Origin of the sequence: Streptomyces sp. R-07, assembly GCF_049913175.1 — a bacterium.
Lineage (GTDB): Bacteria > Actinomycetota > Actinomycetes > Streptomycetales > Streptomycetaceae > Streptomyces.
In genome coordinates this window covers 3,979,207-4,002,464 of sequence record NZ_CP183978.1, presented here as the reverse complement: position 1 = coordinate 4,002,464, position 23,258 = coordinate 3,979,207, and the positions used below count along the sequence as shown (strand labels likewise).

21 protein-coding genes are annotated in these 23,258 nt (G+C 70.1%); 12 read left to right on the top strand and 9 right to left on the bottom strand.

The genetic code is table 11. The features are described from left to right. The first annotated feature begins 75 nt into the window (after positions 1-75). The 7 genes from ACN9M0_RS18245 (at position 76) to trxA (ending at position 9,653) form a co-directional block, all read left to right on the top strand. Complete coding sequence (locus ACN9M0_RS18245; protein ID WP_426403905.1) at positions 76-2,427, top strand: DUF6049 family protein; 2,352 nt, start codon at positions 76-78, stop codon at positions 2,425-2,427. A gap of 45 nt (positions 2,428-2,472) precedes the next feature. Continuing rightward, a complete protein-coding gene (murJ, locus tag ACN9M0_RS18240) occupies positions 2,473-4,695 on the top strand; it encodes a murein biosynthesis integral membrane protein MurJ (protein ID WP_366037080.1) in 2,223 nt (740 codons plus the stop codon). 117 nt (positions 4,696-4,812) lie between these two features. Continuing rightward, the gene (locus ACN9M0_RS18235) at positions 4,813-6,504 is read left to right on the top strand and encodes a protein kinase family protein (RefSeq protein WP_366037079.1); all 1,692 of its coding nucleotides are present in this window, start codon (positions 4,813-4,815) and stop codon (positions 6,502-6,504) included. Between the two features lie 25 nt (positions 6,505-6,529). Continuing rightward, positions 6,530-7,231, top strand: a complete 702-nt coding sequence (gene sigM, locus ACN9M0_RS18230) for an RNA polymerase sigma factor SigM (protein WP_366037077.1) — start codon at positions 6,530-6,532, stop codon at positions 7,229-7,231. After that, positions 7,228-8,166 carry a hypothetical protein gene (locus ACN9M0_RS18225; RefSeq protein ID WP_366037076.1) on the top strand — a complete coding sequence of 313 codons (939 nt, stop codon included), beginning with the start codon at positions 7,228-7,230 and terminating at the stop codon, positions 8,164-8,166. Before sigM ends, ACN9M0_RS18225 begins: the two co-directional genes overlap by 4 nt. A gap of 139 nt (positions 8,167-8,305) precedes the next feature. After that, on the top strand, positions 8,306-9,271 hold the full coding sequence (gene trxB, locus ACN9M0_RS18220) for a thioredoxin-disulfide reductase (RefSeq protein ID WP_366037075.1): 966 nt from the start codon (positions 8,306-8,308) through the stop codon (positions 9,269-9,271). A 46-nt stretch (positions 9,272-9,317) separates the two neighbouring features. After that, positions 9,318-9,653, top strand: coding sequence for a thioredoxin (gene trxA, locus ACN9M0_RS18215; protein ID WP_366037074.1), 336 nt, complete (start codon positions 9,318-9,320; stop codon positions 9,651-9,653). A 71-nt stretch (positions 9,654-9,724) separates the two neighbouring features. Here trxA and ACN9M0_RS18210 read toward each other — a convergent pair whose 3' ends face one another. The 9 genes from ACN9M0_RS18210 to rpmH form a co-directional block, all read right to left on the bottom strand. Beyond that, positions 9,725-10,342: a GNAT family N-acetyltransferase gene (locus ACN9M0_RS18210; RefSeq protein WP_366037073.1), complete on the bottom strand. Its 618-nt coding sequence runs from the start codon at positions 10,340-10,342 to the stop codon at positions 9,725-9,727. 164 nt (positions 10,343-10,506) lie between these two features. Beyond that, positions 10,507-11,547 carry a ParB/RepB/Spo0J family partition protein gene (locus ACN9M0_RS18205; RefSeq protein WP_366037072.1) on the bottom strand — a complete coding sequence of 347 codons (1,041 nt, stop codon included), beginning with the start codon at positions 11,545-11,547 and terminating at the stop codon, positions 10,507-10,509. Next, positions 11,544-12,629 carry a ParA family protein gene (locus ACN9M0_RS18200; protein ID WP_366037141.1) on the bottom strand — a complete coding sequence of 362 codons (1,086 nt, stop codon included), beginning with the start codon at positions 12,627-12,629 and terminating at the stop codon, positions 11,544-11,546. Before ACN9M0_RS18200 ends, ACN9M0_RS18205 begins: the two co-directional genes overlap by 4 nt. A gap of 236 nt (positions 12,630-12,865) precedes the next feature. Next, on the bottom strand, positions 12,866-13,582 hold the full coding sequence (gene rsmG / locus ACN9M0_RS18195; RefSeq protein WP_366037071.1) for a 16S rRNA (guanine(527)-N(7))-methyltransferase RsmG: 717 nt from the start codon (positions 13,580-13,582) through the stop codon (positions 12,866-12,868). Positions 13,583-13,700: 118 nt separating this feature from the next. Then, entirely contained in the window at positions 13,701-14,213 is a 513-nt protein-coding gene (locus ACN9M0_RS18190; protein ID WP_366037070.1) for a protein jag, read from the bottom strand. Between the two features lie 29 nt (positions 14,214-14,242). Next, entirely contained in the window at positions 14,243-15,568 is a 1,326-nt protein-coding gene (gene yidC / locus ACN9M0_RS18185) for a membrane protein insertase YidC (protein ID WP_366037069.1), read from the bottom strand. Positions 15,569-15,571: 3 nt separating this feature from the next. Next, the gene (gene yidD / locus ACN9M0_RS18180) at positions 15,572-15,898 is read right to left on the bottom strand and encodes a membrane protein insertion efficiency factor YidD (RefSeq protein ID WP_366037068.1); all 327 of its coding nucleotides are present in this window, start codon (positions 15,896-15,898) and stop codon (positions 15,572-15,574) included. After that, a complete protein-coding gene (rnpA, locus tag ACN9M0_RS18175) occupies positions 15,895-16,266 on the bottom strand; it encodes a ribonuclease P protein component (protein ID WP_366037067.1) in 372 nt (123 codons plus the stop codon). Before rnpA ends, yidD begins: the two co-directional genes overlap by 4 nt. A 20-nt stretch (positions 16,267-16,286) precedes the next feature. Next, positions 16,287-16,424 (bottom strand): 50S ribosomal protein L34, encoded by a 138-nt coding sequence (gene rpmH / locus ACN9M0_RS18170; RefSeq protein ID WP_030205020.1) that lies wholly within the window; start codon positions 16,422-16,424, stop codon positions 16,287-16,289. A 397-nt stretch (positions 16,425-16,821) separates the two neighbouring features. On the opposite strand from rpmH, the gene dnaA reads away from it, so the two are divergent. The 5 genes from dnaA (at position 16,822) to ACN9M0_RS18145 (ending at position 23,244) form a co-directional block, all read left to right on the top strand. Then, positions 16,822-18,573 (top strand): chromosomal replication initiator protein DnaA, encoded by a 1,752-nt coding sequence (gene dnaA / locus ACN9M0_RS18165; RefSeq protein ID WP_366037066.1) that lies wholly within the window; start codon positions 16,822-16,824, stop codon positions 18,571-18,573. A gap of 819 nt (positions 18,574-19,392) precedes the next feature. After that, positions 19,393-20,523 carry a DNA polymerase III subunit beta gene (gene dnaN / locus ACN9M0_RS18160; protein ID WP_041130169.1) on the top strand — a complete coding sequence of 377 codons (1,131 nt, stop codon included), beginning with the start codon at positions 19,393-19,395 and terminating at the stop codon, positions 20,521-20,523. A gap of 110 nt (positions 20,524-20,633) precedes the next feature. Then, positions 20,634-21,512 carry a phosphogluconate dehydrogenase (NAD(+)-dependent, decarboxylating) gene (gene gnd, locus ACN9M0_RS18155; protein WP_150268264.1) on the top strand — a complete coding sequence of 293 codons (879 nt, stop codon included), beginning with the start codon at positions 20,634-20,636 and terminating at the stop codon, positions 21,510-21,512. A 59-nt stretch (positions 21,513-21,571) separates the two neighbouring features. Beyond that, positions 21,572-22,693, top strand: a complete 1,122-nt coding sequence (gene recF, locus ACN9M0_RS18150; RefSeq protein ID WP_366037065.1) for a DNA replication/repair protein RecF — start codon at positions 21,572-21,574, stop codon at positions 22,691-22,693. After that, positions 22,690-23,244 carry a DUF721 domain-containing protein gene (locus tag ACN9M0_RS18145; RefSeq protein WP_366037064.1) on the top strand — a complete coding sequence of 185 codons (555 nt, stop codon included), beginning with the start codon at positions 22,690-22,692 and terminating at the stop codon, positions 23,242-23,244. Before recF ends, ACN9M0_RS18145 begins: the two co-directional genes overlap by 4 nt. Positions 23,245-23,258 lie beyond the last annotated feature (14 nt).

The window sequence follows — 23,258 nt, the reverse complement described above, 5'->3', positions numbered from 1 at the left end:
ACCATGCCTGGACACAGCAACCGGGAACCACCGACACCACTGGCACCAGAGACAACGACGAGGACGGGCGAACGCGTGGCCGAGGCGGCAGACATCCAGGGAACCGGTCCCTCACCTGCCCGCCGATGGCTGCGGCGCACGATCACCGTCGCCTTCGGGGCGCCGCTCCTCGCGGGCCTGCTCCAGGCCCCGGTCGCCCCCTCGGCGGCCGCCGCCGAGGACGGCACCGGATCCAGGACGGTCGATGTGTCCCTCGACACGCTGGCGCCGAGTGCGCCCGTCGAGGGGGACACCGTCACCGTCACCGGCACGGTGACCAACCGGGGCAAGAAGACCGTCACCGACGCGACCGTGAACCTGCGCGTCGGCCCGCGGATGACGAGCCGCAGCGAGATCGAGCAGGTCACGGGGCGCACGGGCTTCCGGAACGACAGCGACCCCGCCCCCCTCGACGACGCCCCCACCGTCAAGATCCCCCGGCTGGGAGCCGGCCTCAGCGCGGACTTCTCCCTGTCCGTGCCCGTCTCCGAGCTCGGACTCGACGAGGACGGCGTCTACCAGCTGGGCGTCTCCCTCACCGGTCAGACCTCGGACCGGCAGTACGACCGGGTGCTCGGCATCGAGCGGACCTTCCTGCCGTACCAGCCCGAGGCCACCGAGAAGAAGACCCAGCTCACCTATCTCTGGCCGCTGATCTCCTCGGCGCACGTCTCGGCGCAGACGGCCACGGACGACCAGCAGACCCCGGTCTTCGAGGACGACGATCTGGCGGCCGAACTGCGTCCGGGCGGGCGCCTGGACCAGCTGGTCTCCCTGGGCAAGGACCTCCCGGTCACCTGGGTGGTCGACCCGGACCTGCTGGCCTCCGTCGACGCCATGGCGAACGGCTACCGCGTCAAGGACGGCGACCTGGACGTCCCCGGCCGGAACCAGGCCGTCGCCGAGCGGTGGCTGGACGCGCTGGAGAAGGCCGTCCAGGGGCACAAGGTCGTCGCCCTTCCCTTCGCCGACCCCGACCTGGCCTCGCTGGCCCACCGCGGCAAGGACGTCCCCGGCTCCCTCGGACACCTCCAGTCGGCGACCGCGCTGGCGGGCATGACGGTCGAGACCGTCCTCCACGTACCGGCGTCCACCGACTTCGCCTGGCCCGCCGACGGCGCGGTCGACCCCTCCATCGTGGCGGTCGCGACCTCGGCCGGCGCCGACAAGGTGATCGCCCGCAGCGACAGCGTCCGCGACGACCTCCCGTACACGCCCACTGCCGCCCGCCCGCTCGGCAACGGCAGCACCACGGCCGTGGTGAGCGACGCGCTCCTGTCCACCGCCTTCGAAGGCGACATGGTCCGCGCGGAGAACTCCACGCTCGCGGTCCAGGAGTTCCTCGCCCAGTCCCTCGCGGTCACCCTGGAGCAGCCGGAGGACCAGCGCAGCGTCGTGGTGGCCCCGCAGCGGATGCCGAGCGTGGCCCAGGCCCAGGCCATGGCGACGGCTCTGGAGGGCCTCTCCGGCCGCCGCTGGACCCAGCCGACCGACCTCCTCGCGGCCGCCGTCGTCAAGCCGGACCCGGACGCCTCCACCCAGGTGCCGAGCAGCTCCCGCTACCCCAAGAAGCTCCGCGACCGGGAGCTTCCGGTCCAGGCCTTCCGTGACATGAAGACCACGCGGGACGAGCTGGACGACTTCAAGGTCATCCTGACCCAGCCGGAACGCGTCGTGACGCCGTTCGGCAACGCGATCAACCGCGAGATGTCGACGTCCTGGCGTGGTGAGGCCCGGGCGGCCGCGATCTACCGGAACGACGTCCTGGACTATCTGCAGACCCTCACCAAGGGCGTCCAGCTGGTCGACAAGTCGGACCTCACGCTCTCCGGCCGCAGCGCGACGATCCCCGTGACCGTCCAGAACAAGCTGCTCCAGGGCGTGGACCACCTGAAGCTGCGCCTCACCTCCGCGAACAAGAACCGGCTGGAGCTGAACGGCGAGCGGTACACCGAGCTCCCGGTGAAGGTCGGCGGCGGGCACAGCCAGTCGGTGAAGTTCACCGCCTCGGCCAACGTCAACGGCCAGGTGCCGATGACGGCCCAGCTCTACACCGAGGACGGCACCCCGTACGGACAGCCGATGAACTTCACCGTGAAGGTCTCCGAGATCACCGCCACGGTGATGCTCGTGATCGCCGGCGGTGTCCTCCTCCTCGTCCTCGCCGGCGTGCGCATGTACAGCCAGCGCAAGCGGGTGGCCGCCCGGAACGCCGAGGCCGAGGCGGCCGAGACCGCCGAGGACGACACGGCCTCCGGGCCCGGCACGGAGGCTCCCGCCGAGGAGGAGCCCGACGGGGACGAACCCGTGCAGCCGAGTGACCCGACAGCGGACACCGGGCCCGAAAGCGGCGACCCGTCGGGCCCGGGTGAGAAAGTGGACCGTTGAGCGATGTCGTGGCCGGTCGGCCGGGGACGATGAGGTGGGGTAACCATGAACGCGCCGTACGACGGTGACCGCGGCCAGGGCGCGGGCGGCCCGGCGCCGTCCGGTGGGACGCCCGCCGCGCCTACCGGTTCCGGCCACCCGCCGGTGCCGCCCCCGCAGCAGGGCGCCCCTGACCCGCAGGGACAGGACCCCTACGCGCAGAACCCGTACGCCCAGGACCCCTACGTCCAGGACGCCTTCGCCCACGACCCGTACCGGGCCCAGGACGTGTCCGCGCAGGATCCGGTGACCGAGGCGCTCTACGACCGCGCCGCGCACCCGCCGCCCCCGCCCGGCACGTACCAGGACCCCCACGCGCTCTACCAGCAGCCGGCCGCGCCCCAGCACGCCCCCGACCCCCGGGTGTGGGCGCAGACCCCGGCGCCCGAGCCGGACGGTCCCTCGCGCCACCTGCCGTACGGCGACGACGCGCGCACGGTCCAGTTCACCGGGGTCGACGACCTGGTGACCCGGGCCGGTGAGGAGACGCCCGAGCCGGACGCGTTCGCGCACCTCTACCGGGACCAGCAGGCGCCCGGCCAGGTGCCCCCGCCCGCTCCGGAGCCGGACCCCCTGCCCGCGCCCGCGCCCAAGAAGTCCGGGCGCGCCTCCGGACTGCTGAAGTCGAGCGCGGTGATGGCGGCCGGCACCCTGGTCTCCCGGCTGACCGGCTTCGTCCGCAGCCTGGTGATCACCGGTGCGCTCGGTGCGGCCCTGCTGGGTGACACCTTCACGATCGCCTACACCCTGCCGACGATGATCTACATCCTCACCGTCGGCGGTGGCCTCAACTCGGTCTTCGTCCCCCAGCTCGTGCGCTCGATGAAGAACGACGAGGACGGCGGCGAGGCCTACGCCAACCGCCTGCTCACCCTGGTCATGGTGGCGCTCGGCCTCATCGTGGCGCTGGCCGTCTTCGCGGCGCCGCTGCTGATCCGGCTGATGTCGAACACCATCGCCGACGACGCCGCGGCCAACAGCGTGGCCGTGACCTTCGCCCGCTACTGCCTTCCCACGATCTTCTTCATGGGCGTGCACGTGGTGATGGGCCAGATCCTCAACGCCCGCGGCAAGTTCGGCGCGATGATGTGGACCCCGGTCCTCAACAACATCGTCATGATCGTCACCTTCGGCCTGTTCATCTGGGTCTACGGCACCTCCGCCGAGTCCCACATGGGCGTGCAGACCATCCCGGACGAGGGCATCCGCCTCCTGGGCATCGGCACCCTGCTCGGCCTCGTCGTCCAGGCGCTGGCGATGATCCCGTACCTGCGCGAGACGGGCTTCCGCTTCCGGCCCCGCTTCGACTGGAAGGGCCACGGGCTCGGCAAGACGGTCAAGCTGGCCAAGTGGACCGTGCTCTTCGTCCTCGCCAACCAGGCGGGCGTCCTGGTCGTCACCCAGCTCGCCACCGCCGCCGGTGAGGAGTCCGGGAAGAACGGTGCCGGCTTCCTGGCCTACTCCAACGCCCAGTTGATCTGGGGCATGCCGCAGGCCATCATCACGGTCTCCGTCATGGCCGCGCTGCTGCCGCGGATCTCCCGCGCCGCGCACGACGACGACCCCGGCGCCGTCCGGGACGACATCTCGCAGGGCCTGCGGAACTCGGCCGTCGCGATCGTCCCGGTCTCCTTCGCCTTCCTGGCTCTCGGCGTCCCGATGTGCACCCTGCTCTACGCCTCCAGCGGCGTCGAGGCCGCCCAGGGCATGGGCTTCATCCTGATGGCCTTCGGCCTCGGTCTGATCCCCTACTCCGTCCAGTACGTCGTGCTCCGTGGCTTCTACGCCTACGAGGACACCCGAACGCCCTTCTACAACACGGTGATCGTCGCCGCCGTCAACGCGGCCGCCTCGGCGATCTGTTACGTCGTCCTGCCCGCCCAGTGGGCCGTCGTCGGCATGGCCGCCTCGTACGGGCTCGCCTACGCCGTCGGCGTCGGCATCGCGTGGCGCCGGCTCCGCAAGCGCCTGGGCGGCGACCTGGACGGCACCCACGTGCTGCGGACCTACGCGCGGCTCTGCATGGCCTCCGTACCTGCCGCGATCGTCTCCGGCGCCGTCGGTTTCGGTCTGCTGAAGCTGCTCGGCGAGGGCGCGCTCGGCTCGCTCGTCGCCCTGGTGGTCGGCGGGGTGGTGCTCCTCGGCGTCTTCTTCGTCGCGGCGAAGCGCATGCGGATCGCCGAACTGAACACCCTGGTCGGCATGGTTCGCGGACGCCTGGGACGCTGAACCGGCGGTCCCGCACAACCATCGGCGGGAACCGCGTGTCGTGCATAGCGTCCGACTGTGGGCACAATTGGCTTGGCTGTTGGATGTGGCGCAACGGATGGGGAGGCAGGAACGACGGTGGCGGAACGTAGCACGGCTGCCGTCGACGTGGCCGACAACAGCGGTGACGACCCGCTGACCGCCAAGGCGGACACGGCCGCGACCGACGGGGTGGCGGAAGATCAGAAGACGGCGGAGAAGACCGCCGAGGCCACGGAGAACAAGGCGGTCGATCGACAGAGCGGCGAACAGCCCTCCATCACGGCACCCGAACTGCACAGCGGCCACAAGCTGGCCAGACGCTATCGGTTGGAGGAGTGCGTCACCCGTCTGGACGGGTTCAGCAGTTGGCGCGCCGTCGACGAGAAGCTCCGTCGAGCCGTCGGGGTCCACCTGTTGCCGGCCGACCATCCCAGAGCCCGGTCGGTGCTGGCCGCGGCCCGCTCCTCGGCCCTGCTCGGCGACCCCCGGTTCGTCCAGGTCCTCGACGCCGTCGAAGAGAACGACCTCGTGTACGTCGTGCACGAGTGGCTGCCGGACTCCACCGAGCTGACCGCACTGCTCGCGACCGGGCCGCTGGAGCCCCACGACGCGTACCAGCTCGTCAGCCAGGTCTCCCAGGCCATGGCGGCCGCCCACCGCGAGGGCCTCGCGCACCTCCGGCTCACGCCGAGCGCCGTCCTGCGCAGCTCCACCGGCCAGTACCGGATCCGCGGCCTCGCCGTGAACGCCGCCCTGCGCGGCATCACCGCCGAGCGTCCGCAGCGCAGCGACACCGAAGCCATCGGCGCCCTGCTGTACGCCGCGCTCACACAGCGCTGGCCGTACGACAGCGACGCCTACGGGCTCTCCGGGCTGCCCAAGGGCGTCGGACTGCTGCCTCCGGACCAGGTCCGTGCCGGCGTCCACCGGGGCCTCTCCGAGATCGCCATGCGCGCCCTCGTCAACGACGGGGCCACCGCCTCGCGTCAGGAGCCGCCCTGCACGACTCCGGACGAACTGGCCAAGGCCGTGGCGGCGATGCCCCGCGTCAGGCCGCCGGAGCCGGAGTTCACGGCCCCGCCCGAGTACCAGCACACGACGTACCAGCAGGGCACCTACGGCCGCCCCCAGCCGCGGCCCCCGGTCACCCAGCCGGTCGTCGTCCCGCCGCCCCCGCTGCAGAGCCGCACCGGCAAGGCACTGAAGTGGGCCGTCTCGGCGCTGCTGATCGCCGCCCTGGGTCTCGGCAGCTGGCAGATCGCGGACCGGCTGCTCGCCCCGGAGCACAAGGACGAGACGCCGATCGTGCAGCCCCCGGCCGACGAGAAGCCCGAGCCGCCGAAGCCGATCACGATCTCGTCCGCCCAGGACTTCGACCCGCCCCCCGGGGGCAACGGCGAGGAGTACCCGGAGTCTGTGCAGGACGCCTTCGACGGTGATCCGAACACCTTCTGGCACACCAAGAACTACACCACCGCGAAGTTCGGCAACCTGAAGAGCGGCGTCGGGATCGTGCTGGACCTGGGCTCGGCCCAGAAGGTCCGCGCGGTCGATCTGTCGTTCGTCGGGCAGACCTCGGTGGAGGTCCGCACGGCGCCCGACGGCGCCTCCTCGGCGCCGTCCACGGCCGAAGGGTTCACCACCCAGGCGTCCGGATCCGACAGCGATGTGAAGCTGAAGCTCACCAAGCCGGTCACGACCCGCTACGTTCTGGTCTGGCTGACGGAGCTGCCCCTCACGGACGGCGAGTTCCGCGGCCAGTTGACCGAAGTCAAGGTCATGGGCTGACGACCACAGGGGAGGGGGCTCACCGTTGGACCGTCCGATAGACGCCGCAGACGACCGGGAACTCCTGGCGCGTCATGTCGCCGGGGACCCCGACGCCTTCGGTGAGCTCGTGCGGCGCCACCGCGACCGGCTGTGGGCGGTGGCCCTGCGCACCCTGGGGGACCGCGAGGAGGCCGCTGACGCCGTCCAGGACGCCCTGATCTCCGCCTTCCGGGCCGCCGCCACCTTCCGCGGCCAGTCGGCCGTCACGACCTGGCTCCACCGCATCACGGTGAACGCCTGCATCGACCGTGCCCGTAAGACCGCCTCCCGTAAGACCTCGTCCGTCGACGACACCGACCGCTTCGAGCAGCTCCTCGAACCCCACGAGTCCGCCGAGGCACCCGCCGAGCGCCAGGACCTCCACAGGGAGCTGCTGGCCGCGCTCGCCACGCTTCCCCCGGACCAGCGGGCCGCCCTCGTCCTGGTCGACATGCAGGGATACCCGGTGGCGGAGGCGGCCCGTATCCTCGGCGTCCCCACCGGGACCGTGAAGAGCCGCTGCGCACGCGGGCGGGCACGCCTCCTTCCGATGGTCACTCATCTGCGCGCCGACACCGTGGGTAACGAGGCCACTGAAGGGGGAAGGAACCGGACGCCGGGGACATCCGTCCCACCGGTGCCGGGGCCGACAGATACCGGACCGACTGATCCAGCTGCTGTGAAGGGCGGAGGTGGGCGCACGTGACTTCCACGGCCGGCAGGGCCGACACCACACAGCACCCGGACGTCTCGGAGATCTCCGATCTGACCGAAGGACTGCTCTCGCCGACCCGGTCGGCGGCCGTACGACGGCATGTGGACGGCTGCCCCCTCTGCGCGGACGTACGGTCCTCCCTGGAGGAGATCCGGGGTCTGCTCGGCACCCTGCCCGGGCCGCCCCGCATGCCTGCCGAGATCGCCGGGCGGATCGACGCCGCCCTGGCCGCCGAAGCCCTCCTCAACGCCACCTCGCCGGAGAGCGCCGCCCCCGTTTCACGTGAAACATCGCGCGCCTCGACCGAGACCGCTCCTCCCGCCCCTTCCACTCCTGGCGCGGACCGCCCTGCCGGACGCCCTCGGGCGGGCACCGGCCCCGGACGCCGCGGTACGCCCCGCCGTCGCCGGATCGCGCTGCTCTCCACCATCGGCGCCGCCTTCGGAGCCGTGGTGCTCGGCACGAGCCTGTACCTCAGCCAGGCGGGCAACCTGACCGCCGGCAGTCCGGACAGCGGCGCCAAGAAGGCCGACACGCTCGCGGGAGCGGCTCTCAGCCCCTTCTCCGGTGCACCCGTCGAGGACCGCGTCCACGCCCTCCTGGCCGAGAACGGCGCGCCCAAGACCCCCCAAGGGGTCGGGCCCGAATCCATGTCCGCCGAGACCGGAGGCGACACCCCCCGGCGCAGCAGGGAGACCGCCGTTCCCGGCTGTGTTCTGGCCGGCACCGGCCGCACCGACGGGGTGCTCGGCTACGAGCGCGGCGAATACCGGGGAACGCCCGCCTACCTGCTCGTCCTGACGGACCCGGCGGACAGCACCCGGGTCCGGGCCTATGTGCTCGACGCCTCCTGCGCCGCAACGCCGGCGAAGAGCGGAAACCCGGCCGCCGAGCTCCTGCTCAGCCAGACGTACCCTCGCTCCTGACCCCTCTCCTCGTCCGGGCACAGTGCCGCGCGGCGGTCTCGGGAATGCTCGCCCCTTAGGATCCGTTGGGTGGGGTGAGAGCGACCGAGAGAACCGCCCCCGTAGGTAGTGGCAGTCTGCAGAGACGAGGAAGAAACCCGTGAGCGACGTCCGTAACGTGATCATCATCGGCTCGGGGCCCGCGGGTTACACCGCAGCGCTCTACACGGCCCGAGCGTCGCTGAAGCCTCTGGTCTTCGAGGGGGCCGTCACCGCCGGTGGCGCCCTCATGAACACCACCGAGGTCGAGAACTTCCCCGGCTTCCGTGACGGGATCATGGGTCCGGACCTGATGGACAACATGCGGGCCCAGGCCGAGCGCTTCGGCGCCGAGCTGGTCCCGGACGATGTCATCGCCGTGGACCTGACCGGTGACATCAAGACCGTCACCGACACCGCCGGCACCGTGCACCGCGCGAAGGCCGTGATCGTCACCACCGGTTCCCAGCACCGCAAGCTCGGCCTCCCCAACGAGGACGCCCTCTCGGGCCGCGGTGTCTCCTGGTGCGCCACCTGCGACGGGTTCTTCTTCAAGGACCAGGACATCGCCGTCGTCGGCGGCGGCGACACCGCGATCGAGGAGGCCACCTTCCTTTCGCGCTTCGCCAAGTCCGTGACGATCGTCCACCGCCGCGACACCCTGCGGGCCTCCAAGGCCATGCAGGAGCGCGCCTTCGCCGACCCGAAGATCTCGTTCGCCTGGGACAGCGAGGTCACCGAGATCCACGGCGAGCAGAAGCTCAGCGGTCTGACCCTGCGCGACACGAAGACCGGTGAGACCCGCCAGCTCCCCGTCACCGGCCTCTTCATCGCCGTCGGCCACGACCCGCGCACCGAGCTCTTCAAGGGCCAGCTGGACCTGGACGAGGAGGGCTACCTCAAGGTCGCCGCCCCCTCCACGCGCACGAACCTCACGGGTGTCTTCGCCGCCGGCGACGTCGTCGACCACACCTACCGCCAGGCCATCACGGCCGCCGGCACCGGCTGCTCCTCCGCGCTCGACGCCGAGCGCTTCCTGGCCGCCCTCGCCGACAGCGAGAAGCTGGCCGAGACCCCCGCGGTCTGACCCCCGTCTCCCCCCACCCCACACCCCGCGAAATAAGGAGGTCGCCGTGGCCGGCGCCCTGAAGAACGTGACCGACGCAGACTTCGAGGATGTCGTCCTCAAGAGCGACAAGCCCGTCCTCGTGGACTTCTGGGCGGCCTGGTGCGGCCCGTGCCGTCAGATCGCCCCGTCGCTGGAGGCCATCGCCGCCGAGCACGGCGAGATCGAGGTCGTGAAGCTCAACATCGACGAGAACCCGGGCACGGCTGCCAAGTACGGCGTCATGTCGATCCCGACGCTCAACGTCTACCAGGGCGGCGAGGTCGTGAAGACCATCGTCGGCGCCAAGCCGAAGGCGGCCATCCTGCGCGACCTGGACCCGTTCGTCGAGGCCAAGGCCTGACAGCCCTCGCATGTTTCACGTGAAACGGCCCGTCCCCGTCAGGGGGCGGGCCGTTTCTCATGCCTCCGGAGCTACAGCGGCCGCAGGGCAGGTTCCTTCTTCACGGCCCCGAGCAGGCGGTCCAGTGCCATCTCGACGTCCTCCTTCCAGGAGAGCGTCGTCCTGAGCTCCAGCCTCAGCCGGGGGTAGGCGTGGTGCGGTCGGACGGTCTTGAAGCCCACCGCGAGGAGATGGTCGGCCGGCAGCACACAGGCCGGCTCCTTCCACCGGGCGTCCCCGAACGCCTCGATCGCCTTGAACCCCCGCCTCATCACGTCCTTGGCCACGGTCTGCACCATCACACGGCCCAGCCCCTGCCCCTGGTACCCCGGCATGATCCACGCCGTCATCAACTGGACCGCGTCCGCCGCCACGGGGCTCGTCGGGAAGGCCGTCGAGCGCGGCACATAGGCCGGGGGAGCGTAGAGGACATAGCCGACCGGTACCTCGTCGACGTAGACCACCCGGCCGCAGGAACCCCACTCCAGGAGAACGGCCGAGATCCAGGCCTCCTTCTCCAGCTCCGGGCGCCCCGACTTCACCGCCGCCTCACCGCTGACCGGGTCGAGCTCCCAGAAGACACAGGAGCGACAGCGCTTGGGCAGATCCGGAAGGTTGTCCAGCGTGAGCGGTACGAGCCGACGCCCCACGGCTGCTCCTCGTTTCCCTCGCCATCGAGCACGGATACGCCTGTCGGAATCGTATCGATCGGGCGATCGGGGCGATACCGCTCACAGGCAAAGGGCGGGCCGGGCTCCGGTGAAGACCGGAGCACGGCCCGCCCTGGGCGGCCTCAGTGAGAGCTCGGAGGGGATCAGCCCTCAGCGCCCTGCTCGGCGTTCTTGCGGTCCATGACCCGTCCCTCGCCCGGAGCGAGGGTCGAGAGGATCCGCTCCAGATCATCCATCGAGGCGAACTCGACGACGATCTTGCCCTTCTTCTGCCCGAGGTCGACCTTCACCCGGGTCTCGAAGCGGTCCGAGAGCCGCGTGGCGAGGTCCGAGAGCGCGGGCGAGACACGAGCGCCGGCACGCGGTCCCTTCGGCTTGACCGCGGACGCGGGCTCCTCGGAGCCCATGAGGCTCACGATCTCCTCGACGCTGCGCACCGAGAGGCCTTCGGCGACGATCCGGTACGCCAGCTTGTCCTGGGCGTCCGGGTCCTCCACACCGAGCAGGGCCCGCGCGTGGCCGGCGGAGAGCACTCCGGCGGCGACCCGGCGCTGCACCGGCAGGGACAGCCGCAGCAGACGCAGCGTGTTGGAGATCTGCGGGCGGGAACGCCCGATCCGCTCCGCGAGCTGGTCATGGGTGCAGCCGAAGTCCTTCAGCAGCTGCTCGTAGGCGTGCGCCTCTTCGATCGCGTTCAGCTGGGCCCGGTGGAGGTTCTCCAGGAGCGCGTCCAGGAGCATCTTCTCGTCGTCGGTGTCCCGGACGATCGCCGGGATCCGCTCCAGGCCGGCCGCCGTCGAAGCCCGCAGACGACGCTCACCCATGACGAGTTCGTAGCGGTCGGCCTCGACCTTGCGCACGACCACGGGCTGGAGCAGGCCGACCTCCTTGATGGAGGTGACGAGCTCCGCCAGCGCGTCCTCGTCGAAGATCTCACGCGGCTGGTGGCGGTTGGGAACGATGGCGTCGATCGGAAGCTCGGTGAAGTACGCCCCGGCCGGAGGCTCCGGAAGAGCCACCGCCTCGGGTCCGTTCCACGACGGCGTCGACTCCGGGGCCTGCGCGCTCTGCGGCAGCGTCGCCAGCTTCGCGGCGGCCACCCCTCGCTCCACCTGCCGTTCCTGGGGAGCAGCAGGGATCAGCGCACCGAGCCCACGCCCCAATCCCCTACGTCGGTCACTCACTGGATCCCCTCCGACATGCTGCGCTGGCTGTGCTGGTTGTTCTGGTGCCCCACATGGGCGTGCTGCGGGTCGTAGTGCACGGCGGCCCCCCGCAGGGCGATCTCACGGGCCGCTTCGAGATACGACAGGGCGCCACTGGAGCCCGGGTCGTAGGTGAGGACCGTCTGCCCGTAGCTCGGCGCCTCCGAGATGCGGACGGACCTCGGAATGCTGGTCCGGAGCACCTCCTCGGCGAAGTGGCTGCGCACCTCGTCGGCGACCTGGGAGGCGAGCCTCGTCCTGCCGTCGTACATGGTGAGCAGAATCGTCGAGACGTGGAGCGCCGGGTTGAGGTGCCCTCGCACCAGGTCGACGTTCCGCAGGAGCTGCCCGAGCCCCTCCAGCGCGTAGTACTCGCACTGGATCGGGATCAGTACCTCCGCGCCCGCCACCATCGCGTTCACCGTGAGGAGACCGAGCGAGGGCGGGCAGTCGATCAGGATGTAGTCCAGCGGCTGCTCATAGGCCTGGATCGCCCGCTGCAGGCGGCTCTCTCGCGCCACCAGCGACACCAGCTCGATCTCCGCGCCGGCGAGATCGATGGTGGCGGGGGCGCAGAAGAGACCCTCGACATCCATGACCGGCTGCACCACGTCGGAGAGCGGCTTGCTGTCCACCAGCACGTCGTAGATCGAGGGGACCTCGGCGTGGTGGTCGATGCCGAGCGCCGTCGAGGCGTTGCCCTGCGGGTCCAGGTCGATGACCAGGACCCGGGCGCCGTGCAGTGCCAGGGACGCGGCAAGGTTGACCGTCGTGGTCGTCTTGCCCACGCCGCCCTTCTGATTGGCGACCACCATCACGCGAGTCTGGGCCGGGCGGGGAAGTCCCTCACCGGCACGACCCAGGGCCTCTACTGCCAGCTGGGCAGCACGACCAATGGGGGTGTCGTCCATCGGGGGCAATGTTTCACGTGAAACATCCTCCCCCACCGATTCGGTTCGGGGACCGGGGACCGGATCGGTCATCGGTCCCGCGATGTTGGCGTCGGACCGCAAGGATTCACTCTCCTCGGCTTCAGGCTCGCGATGAGGAGAGCCTGCCATGCTTTCGGGGTCGTGAACCAGCGAGGTCGGTGGTTCTGTGGGGGAATCCACCTCTGTGGACAACTCCGTAACCCTCGCGGGTGGCTTCACGCGGGGTCTACGGTCCCGGGGCGTGGCAGCCGCGCGACCGCGGCTGATGATCCCCTGCAGCAGTGAGCGACGTTTCACGTGAAACACCATGCCCCTGCCGCCCCGCCGGGACCGTTCGACACTCCGAAATGGTACGTATGCGACGCTCAGCGGCGCCGACGGGTCTTGCTCGTACGGGCGGCCTTGGCCCGCTTGGCCGCGAACCGCACACCGCCGGGGCTCTCACCGCACTCCACCCGGACGACCGTGGACAGCGGATCGACGATGCCCTCGCCCACCTGAAGCACCGAGGTCGCCACCACACCGAGCCGGGAGAGCGCGGCGCGAGCACCGTCGATCTCCTCCTGCGCGGTGTCGCCCTTGAGCGCCAGCATCTCTCCGTACGGACGCAGCAGGGGAACGCCCCAGCCGGCCAGCCGGTCGAGCGGGGCCACCGCGCGGGCGGTCACCACGTGCACGGGCGTGATCTTGCCGAGCATCTCCTCCGCACGCCCCCGGACCACGGTCACATGGTCGAGGCCGAGCAGCTCGACGACCTCCTGGAGGAAGTTCGTCCTGCGGAGGAGCGGCTCCAGGAGCGTGATCTTCAGATCGGGCCGGACCAGAGCCAGGGGGATACCGGGCAGACCGGCGCCCGAGCCCACGTCGCAGACGGTGACGCCCTCGGGGACGACCTCCGAGAGGACGGCGCAGTTCAGCAGGTGGCGCTCCCAGAGACGCGGGACCTCGCGCGGGCCGATCAGACCACGCTTCACACCCGCGTCCGCGAGGAGCTCCGCGTACCGCACGGCCTCCTGGTAGTACTCACCGAAGACTGTCCGCGCCTGCTCCGGCGCCTCGGGGAGCTCCACTGCCTCCGTCACGGGAACCGTCCTTCCGTACCGCACGCCTCGCGCACGAGCGCACTGTGGTGGCTGACTATCAAGGCTGACAAAGATCGGCCCCGCCTGCGAACAGACGGGGCCGACACTACGTGAGGGGTCAGGCCGGGAGCACAACGACGAAGCGCTCCGGCTCCTCGCCCTCGGACTCGCTGCGCAGACCGGCGGCGGCGATCGCGTCGTGCACGACCTTGCGCTCGAACGGCGTCATCGGGTCCAGCTTGACCGGCTCGCCCGTGGACTTCACCTCGGCCGCGGCCTTGGCGCCCAGCTCGGCGAGCTCGGAGCGCTTCTTGGCCCGGAAGCCGGCGATGTCGAGCATCAGTCGGCTGCGGTCGCCGGTCTCGCGATGCACGGCAAGACGCGTCAGCTCCTGGAGCGCCTCCAGGACCTCGCCGTCGCGGCCCACGAGCTTCTGCAGGTCGCGGCTGCTGGAGTCGCTGATGATCGAGACCGCGGCCCGGTCCGCCTCGACGTCCATGTCGATGTCGCCGTCCAGGTCGGCGATGTCGAGCAGGCCCTCGAGGTAGTCGGCCGCGATCTCACCCTCCTGCTCCAGGCGGGTCAGGGTGTCGCCACCCTCGGCGGCGGCGGAGGTGGTGCCTTCCGTCACGGATGGACTCCTTCTAGCTTCTGGGAGGCTTACTTCTTGGAGGACGGGTGCTTGGGCCGCTGCTGGCCCTTGCGCTGGCCCTGACCGGACTTGCCCTGACGGGAGCCTCCGGAGTTGGCGCGGCTCGGACGCTGGGGCTTGTCGCCCTGTGCCGCGTCCTTCGGCTCTTCCTCGGCCGCGGTCCCGGCCGGACTCTGAGGCTTCTTCTCGAGCGAGGTGGTCGCCTCTTCGGCGGCCTCCTCGGAGACTTCCTCGGTGTCCTTGGCCGCGTGCTGAACGGCGGCCTGGCGCTGGGCCTTGGTCTGGCGCTTGGGCTGCTGACGCTTGGCGGTCGCAGCGCCGCCTTCGGCCTCGGCCACGAGCGTGTCGCTCTTGATCACGGTGCCGTCGGCCTGGGCGGCGAAGCCGGCCTTGGAGAGGCCCACGAAGAAGCGGCGCTCGTTCTCGTTGCGGTCGCTGCCCTTGGCGACGATCACCTTGACGATGCTCTTCCGGCGGCGGCCGCGGACCTCACCGTGCTCCGTGACGCTCTTGAGCAGGCGCTGGAGGTAGGAGTCCTGCGCCTTGCTGCCCGGGGTCGGGTTCTGGTTGATCACGTACATCTGCTGGCCCATGGTCCACACGTTGGTGGTCAGCCAGTAGACGAGGACACCGACGGGGAAGTTGATGCCCATGCCGGCGAAGATCAGCGGGAAGATGTACATGAGCATCTTCTGCTGCTGCATGTACGGGGTCTTCACCGAGAGGTCGACGTTCTTCATCATCAGCTGGCGCTGCGTGAAGAACTGCGAGGCCGACATCATCACGATCATGACCGCGGTGACGATGCGCACGTTGGTGATCGAGGCGCCGAGGGCCTCGGCCTCCGCAGCCGTGTCCATGAACTTGGCGGCCAGCGGGGCACCGAAGATGTGGGCCTGCCGGGCGCTCTCGAGCAGCGGCTGGTTGATGACGCCGATGGTCTCGCCGTTGGCGATGGCCGAGAGCACGTGGTACAGGGCGAAGAAGAACGGCGACTGCGCCAGGATGGGAAGGCACGAGGAGAGCGGGTTGGTGCCCGTCTCCTTGTACAGCTTCATCATCTCTTCGGACTGACGCTGCTTGTCGCTCTTGTAGCGCTCCTGGATCGCCTTCATCTTCGGCTGGAGCGCCTGCATGTTCCGCGTCGACTTGATCTGCTTGACGAACAGCGGGATCAGGCAGATACGGATCAGCACCACCAGGGACACGATGGACAGACCCCAGGCCCAGCCCGTGTCAGGGCCGAAGATCGCCCCGTACATCTTGTGGAACTGGACGATGACCCAGGAAACGGGCCAGGTGATGAAGCTGAACAGACTGGCAATCGTGTCCACTAATCAGGCTCCTTGAGCATTGGGCGAGGTCTCGGCGGCCGGGCTCGTCTCGGCGGTGGACCCGCCCTCGTCGCCGCTCAGCGCGCTCCGCAGCATCTCGTGCCAGCGGGGGCGCTTACGCGGGGGGACGTGATCCACGCCGCCGGGCGACCACGGGTTGCACCGCAGGATGCGCCAGGCGGTCAGGGCCGTGCCCTTGATCGCGCCATGCCGGTCGATGGCCGTGAATCCGTAGTGGGAACACGACGGGTAGTACCGGCAGACGGGGCCCAGAAGAGGGCTGATCGTCCACTGGTACAGCTTGATGAGAGCCAGCAGCGGGTACTTCATCGCGCGCCCCCTCCCAGAAGCCGCTGGAGAGCGGCGTCCAGGTCTCGGGCCAGCTGTGCGTGGTCGGCGTCGCCGGCTCCGGGCAACGCCCGTACGACCACCAGGCTACCGGGGGGCAGCTCGGTGAGGCGGTCGCGGACGAGATGGCGCAGACGTCGCTTCACCTGGTTGCGTACGACCGCAACACCCACGGCCTTGCTCACGACGAAACCCGCACGCGTCGGGGGAGCGCTCTCCCCAGGCGCGTGCGGGTTCGTTGCACCGCTGCTCAGGTGGACGACGAGGAGCGGGCGACCGGCCCGGCGACCTCGGCGTACCGCGGTTGCGAAGTCCTCGCGCCGCCTCAGCCGATTCTCGGTAGGCAGCACGTCATGACCTGTTAAACAGATCAGGCGGACAGCTCAGAGCGACCCTTGGAACGGCGGTTCGCAAGGATGGCTCGACCGGCACGCGTACGCATCCGCAGGCGGAAGCCGTGGGTCTTGGCGCGACGACGGTTGTTCGGCTGGAAGGTGCGCTTGCTCACTCGGGGGCTCCAGAAATGATTCGTAGATGGCGGGACATCGCCTGGCTGTCACCGTGCGCCCACGAGTAGCTCGCAATACGCCCGAGTGCACCGCTTCACGATCACTGACCGTGATCTTTGCCCATCGGAGGCAGGCGGCAGCAGCCATCGACAACTCGACCTGGTTACGGTACGCGCGGCTACGCCATCCGGTCAAACCGACCTGTCGCCACCCCCCATTGTGCACAGGCTGTGGACAACAACTTGAACCACGTCATCCGCCCCGACTACCGTGGACGGTCTCCACAATCTTTTTCCGTTCTGTCCTCACCTGTCCCGGGCGGACCCGTCCTCACGGACTTCGCCCCACTGTCCCCGAGAACCACACCATCGGCGGACCTGCGAGAAAGCGTGCCCTGTGGCTGACGTACCAGCTGATCTTGCCGCAGTGTGGCCACGTGTCCTCGAGCAGCTCCTCGCCGAGGGCCAGCAGGGAATCGAGCCCAAGGACAAGCAGTGGATCGAGCGCTGCCAGCCACTCGCCCTGGTCGCGGACACGGCGCTGCTCGCCGTGCCCAACGAGTGGGGCAAGCGGGTCCTGGAGGGCCGGCTCGCCCCGCTGATCAGCGAGACCCTCAGCCGTGAGTGCGGCCGGCCGATCCGTATCGCGATCACCGTCGACGACTCCGTCGGCGAGCCGACGCCGCCGGCGCCGCCGGTGCAGCCGCAGCAGCCCCGGTACGACGAGCGCGCGCAGCCCGAGCCGTACGAGAAGTACGACGGCTACGGCCACCGGCCGATGCCCGACGACGGGCTGCCCACCGCACGCCCCGCCTATCCGGACTACCCGCAGCAGCAGCGGCCCGACCCCGGCGCCTGGCCGCGCACCCAGGAGGACCTCTCCTGGCAGCAGCCGCGGCTCGGCGGCTACCAGGAGCGCGCGCCGTACACCGGCCCGGAGCAGTCCCGGCAGACCCGGTACGACGAGCCCGCCCGCGGCTACGAGCAGCAGCGGCCCGAGCGCGCCGAGCTGCCCGACCCGCAGAACCACGGGCCCCGTCCCGGTCCCCGCCCCGGCGGTGTGCCGGGCGGCGGGCACGGCTCCTCGTCCTCCGGGCAGGGCGCCCCGGGTGAGCAGCACGCGCGGCTGAACCCCAAGTACCTCTTCGACACCTTCGTCATCGGTTCCTCGAACCGGTTCGCGCACGCGGCCGCCGTCGCGGTGGCCGAGGCGCCGGCGAAGGCGTACAACCCGCTCTTCATCTACGGGGAGTCGGGCCTCGGCAAGACCCACCTGCTGCACGCGATCGGGCACTACGCGCGGAGCCTCTACCCGGGCACGCGCGTGCGGTACGTGAGCTCCGAGGAGTTCACCAACGAGTTCATCAACTCGATCCGCGACGGCAAGGGCGACGCCTTCCGCAAGCGCTACCGCGACGTGGACATCCTGCTCGTCGACGACATCCAGTTCCTGGCGAGCAAGGAGTCGACGCAGGAGGAGTTCTTCCACACCTTCAACACCCTGCACAACGCGAACAAGCAGATCGTGCTCTCCTCGGACCGGCCGCCCAAGCAGCTGGTCACCCTGGAGGACCGGCTCCGCAACCGCTTCGAGTGGGGTCTCACCACCGATGTGCAGCCGCCGGAGCTGGAGACGCGCATCGCGATCCTCCGCAAGAAGGCGGTGCAGGAGCAGCTCAACGCTCCGCCGGAGGTGCTGGAGTTCATCGCGTCCCGGATCTCACGGAACATCCGTGAGCTGGAGGGCGCGCTGATCCGGGTGACGGCCTTCGCGAGCCTCAACCGGCAGCCGGTGGACCTCGGGCTCACCGAGATCGTCCTCAAGGACCTGATCCCCGGTGGCGAGGACAGCGCTCCGGAGATCACGGCTCCCGCGATCATGGCGGCCACCGCCGACTACTTCGGTCTGACGGTGGAGGACCTCTGTGGATCCTCGCGCAGCCGCGTCCTGGTGACGGCCCGGCAGATCGCCATGTACCTGTGCCGTGAGCTCACGGACCTGTCGCTGCCGAAGATCGGCGCACAGTTCGGCGGCCGCGACCACACGACGGTGATGCACGCGGACCGGAAGATCCGTGCCCTGATGGCGGAGCGGCGCTCCATCTACAACCAGGTCACCGAGCTCACCAACCGCATCAAGAACGGCTGACGCAGGGCCGTCAGAGCCTCTCGAAGGGCGCTCCGGGACACCTCCCGGGGCGCCCTTCGGCGTCTCCGGAGATGTGCACAGCCCTGGGGACGGGCAGCCGCTGTTCGATTACTCCGTTCCGGTGGCAGGTTCTCCACAGATTGGGGGATGATCTCCCGTCCACAGGGTGGGGACTGTCGAGTTATCCGGATCGTGTCCACAGGCCGGCCTGGTGACAGATCATCACCCCAGGTCAGACCCTTGTGGAATTGTTGGCAAACGATCTCCACAGGCTGTGGATGAATCTTTCGTCCACAGGGGGGCCCGAAGGTTGTCCACCGGCTGCCCACAGGGGGCGGCGGGTTGCCCACAGCTTCTCCACACCGCTGTCCACTGTTCGGCAACGAAACACCCCCGCTCACCGGGCCGAGTGAAAGCGGTCACACCAAGGGAGACGTTTGGGCTGTGGGGAACCTGGGGAAAGCTGGGGACAGCGCTGGGGAGAACTCCCCGTGGCCTGTGTACCGGGTGTGCAGAACTTTCGGGTGTCCACAGAAACCCCTAGTTGTCCACGGGCTCCACCCACAGGCTCGGTGGACAAAAAACCGGGCCTGACCTGCGCAGACGACGTTATCCACGGTTTCCACAGGCCCTACTACTACTCCCACATAGAGTTAGCCCGGAATTCGCTTCGAAGTGGGACCTGTGCACAACTCGGCGCCGGAGCTCCGACGCGCTCTTGTCGCGACTTGACCCCGAGCAGCACCGAGTGTCTGCGGCGTACGTCAGACTGGTTCCCGCAGTCGACGAAGAGCCAGCAACAAGCAGGAGGCGGTTCCGGTGAAGATCCGGGTGGAGCGCGACGTACTTGCCGAGGCGGTGGCCTGGGTGGCCCGCAGCCTCCCGGCCCGTCCGCCGGCGCCCGTGCTCGCGGGCCTTCTCCTGAAGGCCGAGGACGGCGCCCTGAGCTTCTCGAGCTTCGACTACGAGGTCTCCGCACGGGTCTCCGTCGAGGCCGAGGTGGAGGAGGACGGCACCGTCCTCGTCTCCGGCCGGCTGCTCGCCGACATCTGCCGCGCCCTCCCCAACCGCCCCGTGGAGATCTCCACAGACGGTGTACGGGCGACCGTGGTCTGCGGCTCCTCCCGCTTCACCCTCCACACCCTGCCTGTGGAGGAGTACCCGGCACTGCCGGAGATGCCCACCGCGACCGGCACCGTGCCCGGTGAGGTCTTCGCCTCCGCCGCCGCGCAGGTCGCCATCGCCGCCGGCCGTGACGACACGCTGCCCGTCCTCACCGGTGTGCGCATCGAGATCGAGGGCGACACGGTCACCCTGGCCTCCACCGACCGCTACCGCTTCGCGGTCCGCGAGTTCCTGTGGAAGCCGGAGTCCCCGGACGCCTCCGCGGTCGCCCTGGTGCCCGCGAAGACCCTCCTGGACACCGCCAAGGCGCTCACCAGCGGCGACACGGTGACCCTGGCGCTCTCGGGCTCCGGCAAGGGCGAGGGCCTCATCGGCTTCGAGGGCGCGGGCCGCCGCACCACCACCCGCCTCCTGGAGGGCGACCTCCCGAAGTACCGGACCCTCTTCCCCACCGAGTTCAACTCGGTCGCGGTGATCGAGACCGCCCCCTTCGTGGAGGCCGTGAAGCGTGTGGCCCTGGTGGCCGAGCGCAACACCCCGGTCCGGCTCAGCTTCGAGCAGGGCGTGCTGATCCTGGAGGCCGGCTCCAGCGACGACGCACAGGCTGTGGAGCGTGTCGACGCGCAGCTGGACGGCGACGACATCTCGATCGCCTTCAACCCGACCTTCCTGCTGGACGGCCTGAGCGCGATCGACTCCCCGGTCGCCCAGCTCTCCTTCACGACCTCCACGAAGCCGGCGCTGCTGAGCGGCAAGCCCGCGCTCGACGCCGAGGCGGACGAGGCCTACAAGTACCTGATCATGCCGGTGCGGCTGAGCGGCTGATGCCGGTTCTCGGGGCCATCGCCTGAGCGGCTGACCCCACAGGTGTGCACCCGGGTCCGGGCGTAGGCTCGGACCCGGGTAAACCGCACACGACGCTTAAGGAATCTCTGATGGAGCTCGGTCTCGTCGGTCTCGGCAAGATGGGCGGCAACATGCGTGAGCGCATCCGCCGCGCAGGCCACACCGTCATCGGATACGACCGCAACCCGGACCTCGCCGATGTCCACAGCCTCGAAGAGCTTGTGGGCAAGCTCAAGGGTCCGCGCGTCGTGTGGGTCATGGTTCCGGCCGGTGCCGCGACCCAGTCCACCATCGACGAGCTGGCCGACCTGCTCTCCCCCGGCGACATCGTCGTGGACGGTGGGAACTCGCGCTGGACGGACGACGAGAAGCACGCCGAGGAGCTCGCGGCCAAGGGCATCGGCTTCGTCGACTGCGGCGTCTCCGGCGGTGTGTGGGGCCTGGAGAACGGCTACGCGCTGATGTACGGCGGCTCCGCCGAGGACGTGGCGAAGGTCCAGCCGATCTTCGACGCGCTCAAGCCCGAGGGCGAGTTCGGCTCGGTCCACGCGGGCAAGGTCGGCGCCGGCCACTTCGCGAAGATGGTCCACAACGGCATCGAGTACGCGATGATGCAGGCCTACGCCGAGGGCTGGGAGCTCCTGGAGAAGGTCGACTCCGTCACCGATGTGCGCGAGGTCTTCCGCTCCTGGCAGGAGGGCACGGTCATCCGTTCCTGGCTGCTCGACCTCGCGGTGAACGCGCTGGACGAGGACGAGCACCTGGACAAGCTGCGGGGCTACGCGTCGGACTCCGGCGAGGGCCGGTGGACGGTCGAGGCCGCCATCGACAACGCCGTCCCGCTCCCGGCGATCACCGCCTCGCTGTTCGCGCGGTTCGCCTCGCGTCAGGACGACTCCCCGCAGATGAAGATGATCGCCGCGCTGCGCAACCAGTTCGGTGGCCACGCGGTCGAGACGAAGAAGTAATCCACAGGCTGTGCACCCCGCGGTGCACAGCCGCCGGGGGAAGAAGGTCGGCGCCCACCATGCACGTCACGCACCTCTCGCTGGCCGACTTCCGCTCCTACGCCCGGGTCGAGGTCCCGCTCGACCCGGGCGTCACCGCTTTCGTGGGCGCGAACGGCCAGGGCAAGACCAATCTGGTCGAGGCCGTCGGCTATCTCGCGACCCTCGGCAGCCACCGCGTCGCCTCCGACGCCCCGCTCGTCCGGATGGGCGCCGAGCGGGCCGTCATCCGGGCCGCGGTCACCCAGGGCGAGCGCTCCCAGCTGGTCGAGCTCGAACTCAACCCGGGCCGCGCCAACCGCGCCAGGATCAACAGGTCCTCGCAGGTCAGACCGCGTGACGTCCTTGGAATCGTACGGACGGTGCTGTTCGCCCCCGAGGATCTGGCGCTGATCAAGGGCGACCCCGGTGAGCGCCGGCGCTTCCTCGACGAGCTGATCACCGCGCGTACGCCGCGGATGGCGGGCGTGCGCTCCGACTACGAGCGCGTGCTGAAGCAGCGCAACACCCTCCTGAAGTCGGCGGCGATGGCCCGGCGGCACGGCGGGCGGGGCATGGACCTGTCGACCCTGGACGTCTGGGACCAGCACCTGGCCAGGGCCGGCGCCGAGCTGCTCGCCCAGCGGCTCGACCTCATCGGCGTACTGCAGCCGCTCGCCGACAAGGCGTACGAGCAGCTGGCGCCCGGCGGTGGACCGATTCTGCTGGAGTACCGCCCCTCCGCACCGGGCACCGGGCACACCCGCGAGGAGCTGTACGAGCAGCTGCTCGCCGCCCTCGCCGAGGTCCGCAAGCAGGAGGTCGAGCGGGGCGTCACGCTCGTCGGACCCCACCGGGACGAGCTGCTCCTCAAGCTCGGCGACCTCCCCGCGAAGGGGTACGCGAGCCACGGAGAGTCCTGGTCGTACGCGCTCGCGCTGCGGCTCGCCTCGTACGACCTGCTGCGGTCCGAGGGCAACGAGCCGGTCCTCGTCCTCGACGACGTCTTCGCCGAGCTGGACGCGCGGCGGCGCGAGCGGCTCGCGGAGCTGGTGGCGCCGGGCGAGCAGGTGCTCGTCACGGCGGCGGTGGACGACGACGTGCCGGGCGTGCTGGCGGGCACGCGGTACGCCGTGTCCGGCGGGACCGTGGAGCGGGTATGAGCGAGGAAAAGCTTCCCCAGCCTGTGGACAGTCCCGCCGTTCCCGAAGCCTCGGGCGTCGATCTCGCGCGGGTCGCGCTGCGCGCCGCCAAGGAACAGGCGAAGGCGCGGGGCGCGGCGGCGGCGCAGAAGAAGCAGGCCCGGCGCGGCGGCGGGCTGCGCTCCGGCGCGCGCGCCGACGGACGCGATCCGATGGCGCTCGGCGCCGCGATCAACCGGCTGATCACCGAGCGGGGCTGGGAGACGCCCGCGGCGGTCGGCGGGGTCATGGGCCGCTGGCCGCAGATCGTCGGCGAGGACCTGGCCAAGCACTGCGTACCGCTGAAGTTCGACGACGAGCCGGATGCGCGGGTGCTGACGGTGCAGTGCGACTCGACGGCGTGGGCCACACAGCTGCGGCTGCTCGCGCCGACGCTGGTCGCCCGGCTCAACGAGGACCTCGGGCACGGGACCGTGCGGATGATCAAGGTGCTGGGGCCGGGGGCGCCTCGGCGGGGGTACGGGCCGCTGCGGGCGCCGGGCAGTGTCGGGCCCGGGGACACGTACGGCTAGAGCGCCGGGCGGAT

Excerpts from the sequence above, each read along its gene's own strand:
- gnd (WP_150268264.1), top strand. The coding sequence starts at position 20,634 with ATGGAGCTCGGTCTCGTCGGTCTCGGCAAGATGGGCGGCAACATGCGT.
- recF (WP_366037065.1), top strand. The coding sequence starts at position 21,572 with ATGCACGTCACGCACCTCTCGCTGGCCGACTTCCGCTCCTACGCCCGG.
- ACN9M0_RS18145 (WP_366037064.1), top strand. The coding sequence starts at position 22,690 with ATGAGCGAGGAAAAGCTTCCCCAGCCTGTGGACAGTCCCGCCGTTCCC.
- ACN9M0_RS18200 (WP_366037141.1), bottom strand. The coding sequence starts at position 12,629 with ATGGCAGGCTCTCCTCATCGCGAGCCTGAAGCCGAGGAGAGTGAATCC.
- murJ (WP_366037080.1), top strand. The coding sequence starts at position 2,473 with ATGAACGCGCCGTACGACGGTGACCGCGGCCAGGGCGCGGGCGGCCCG.
- yidD (WP_366037068.1), bottom strand. The coding sequence starts at position 15,898 with ATGAAGTACCCGCTGCTGGCTCTCATCAAGCTGTACCAGTGGACGATC.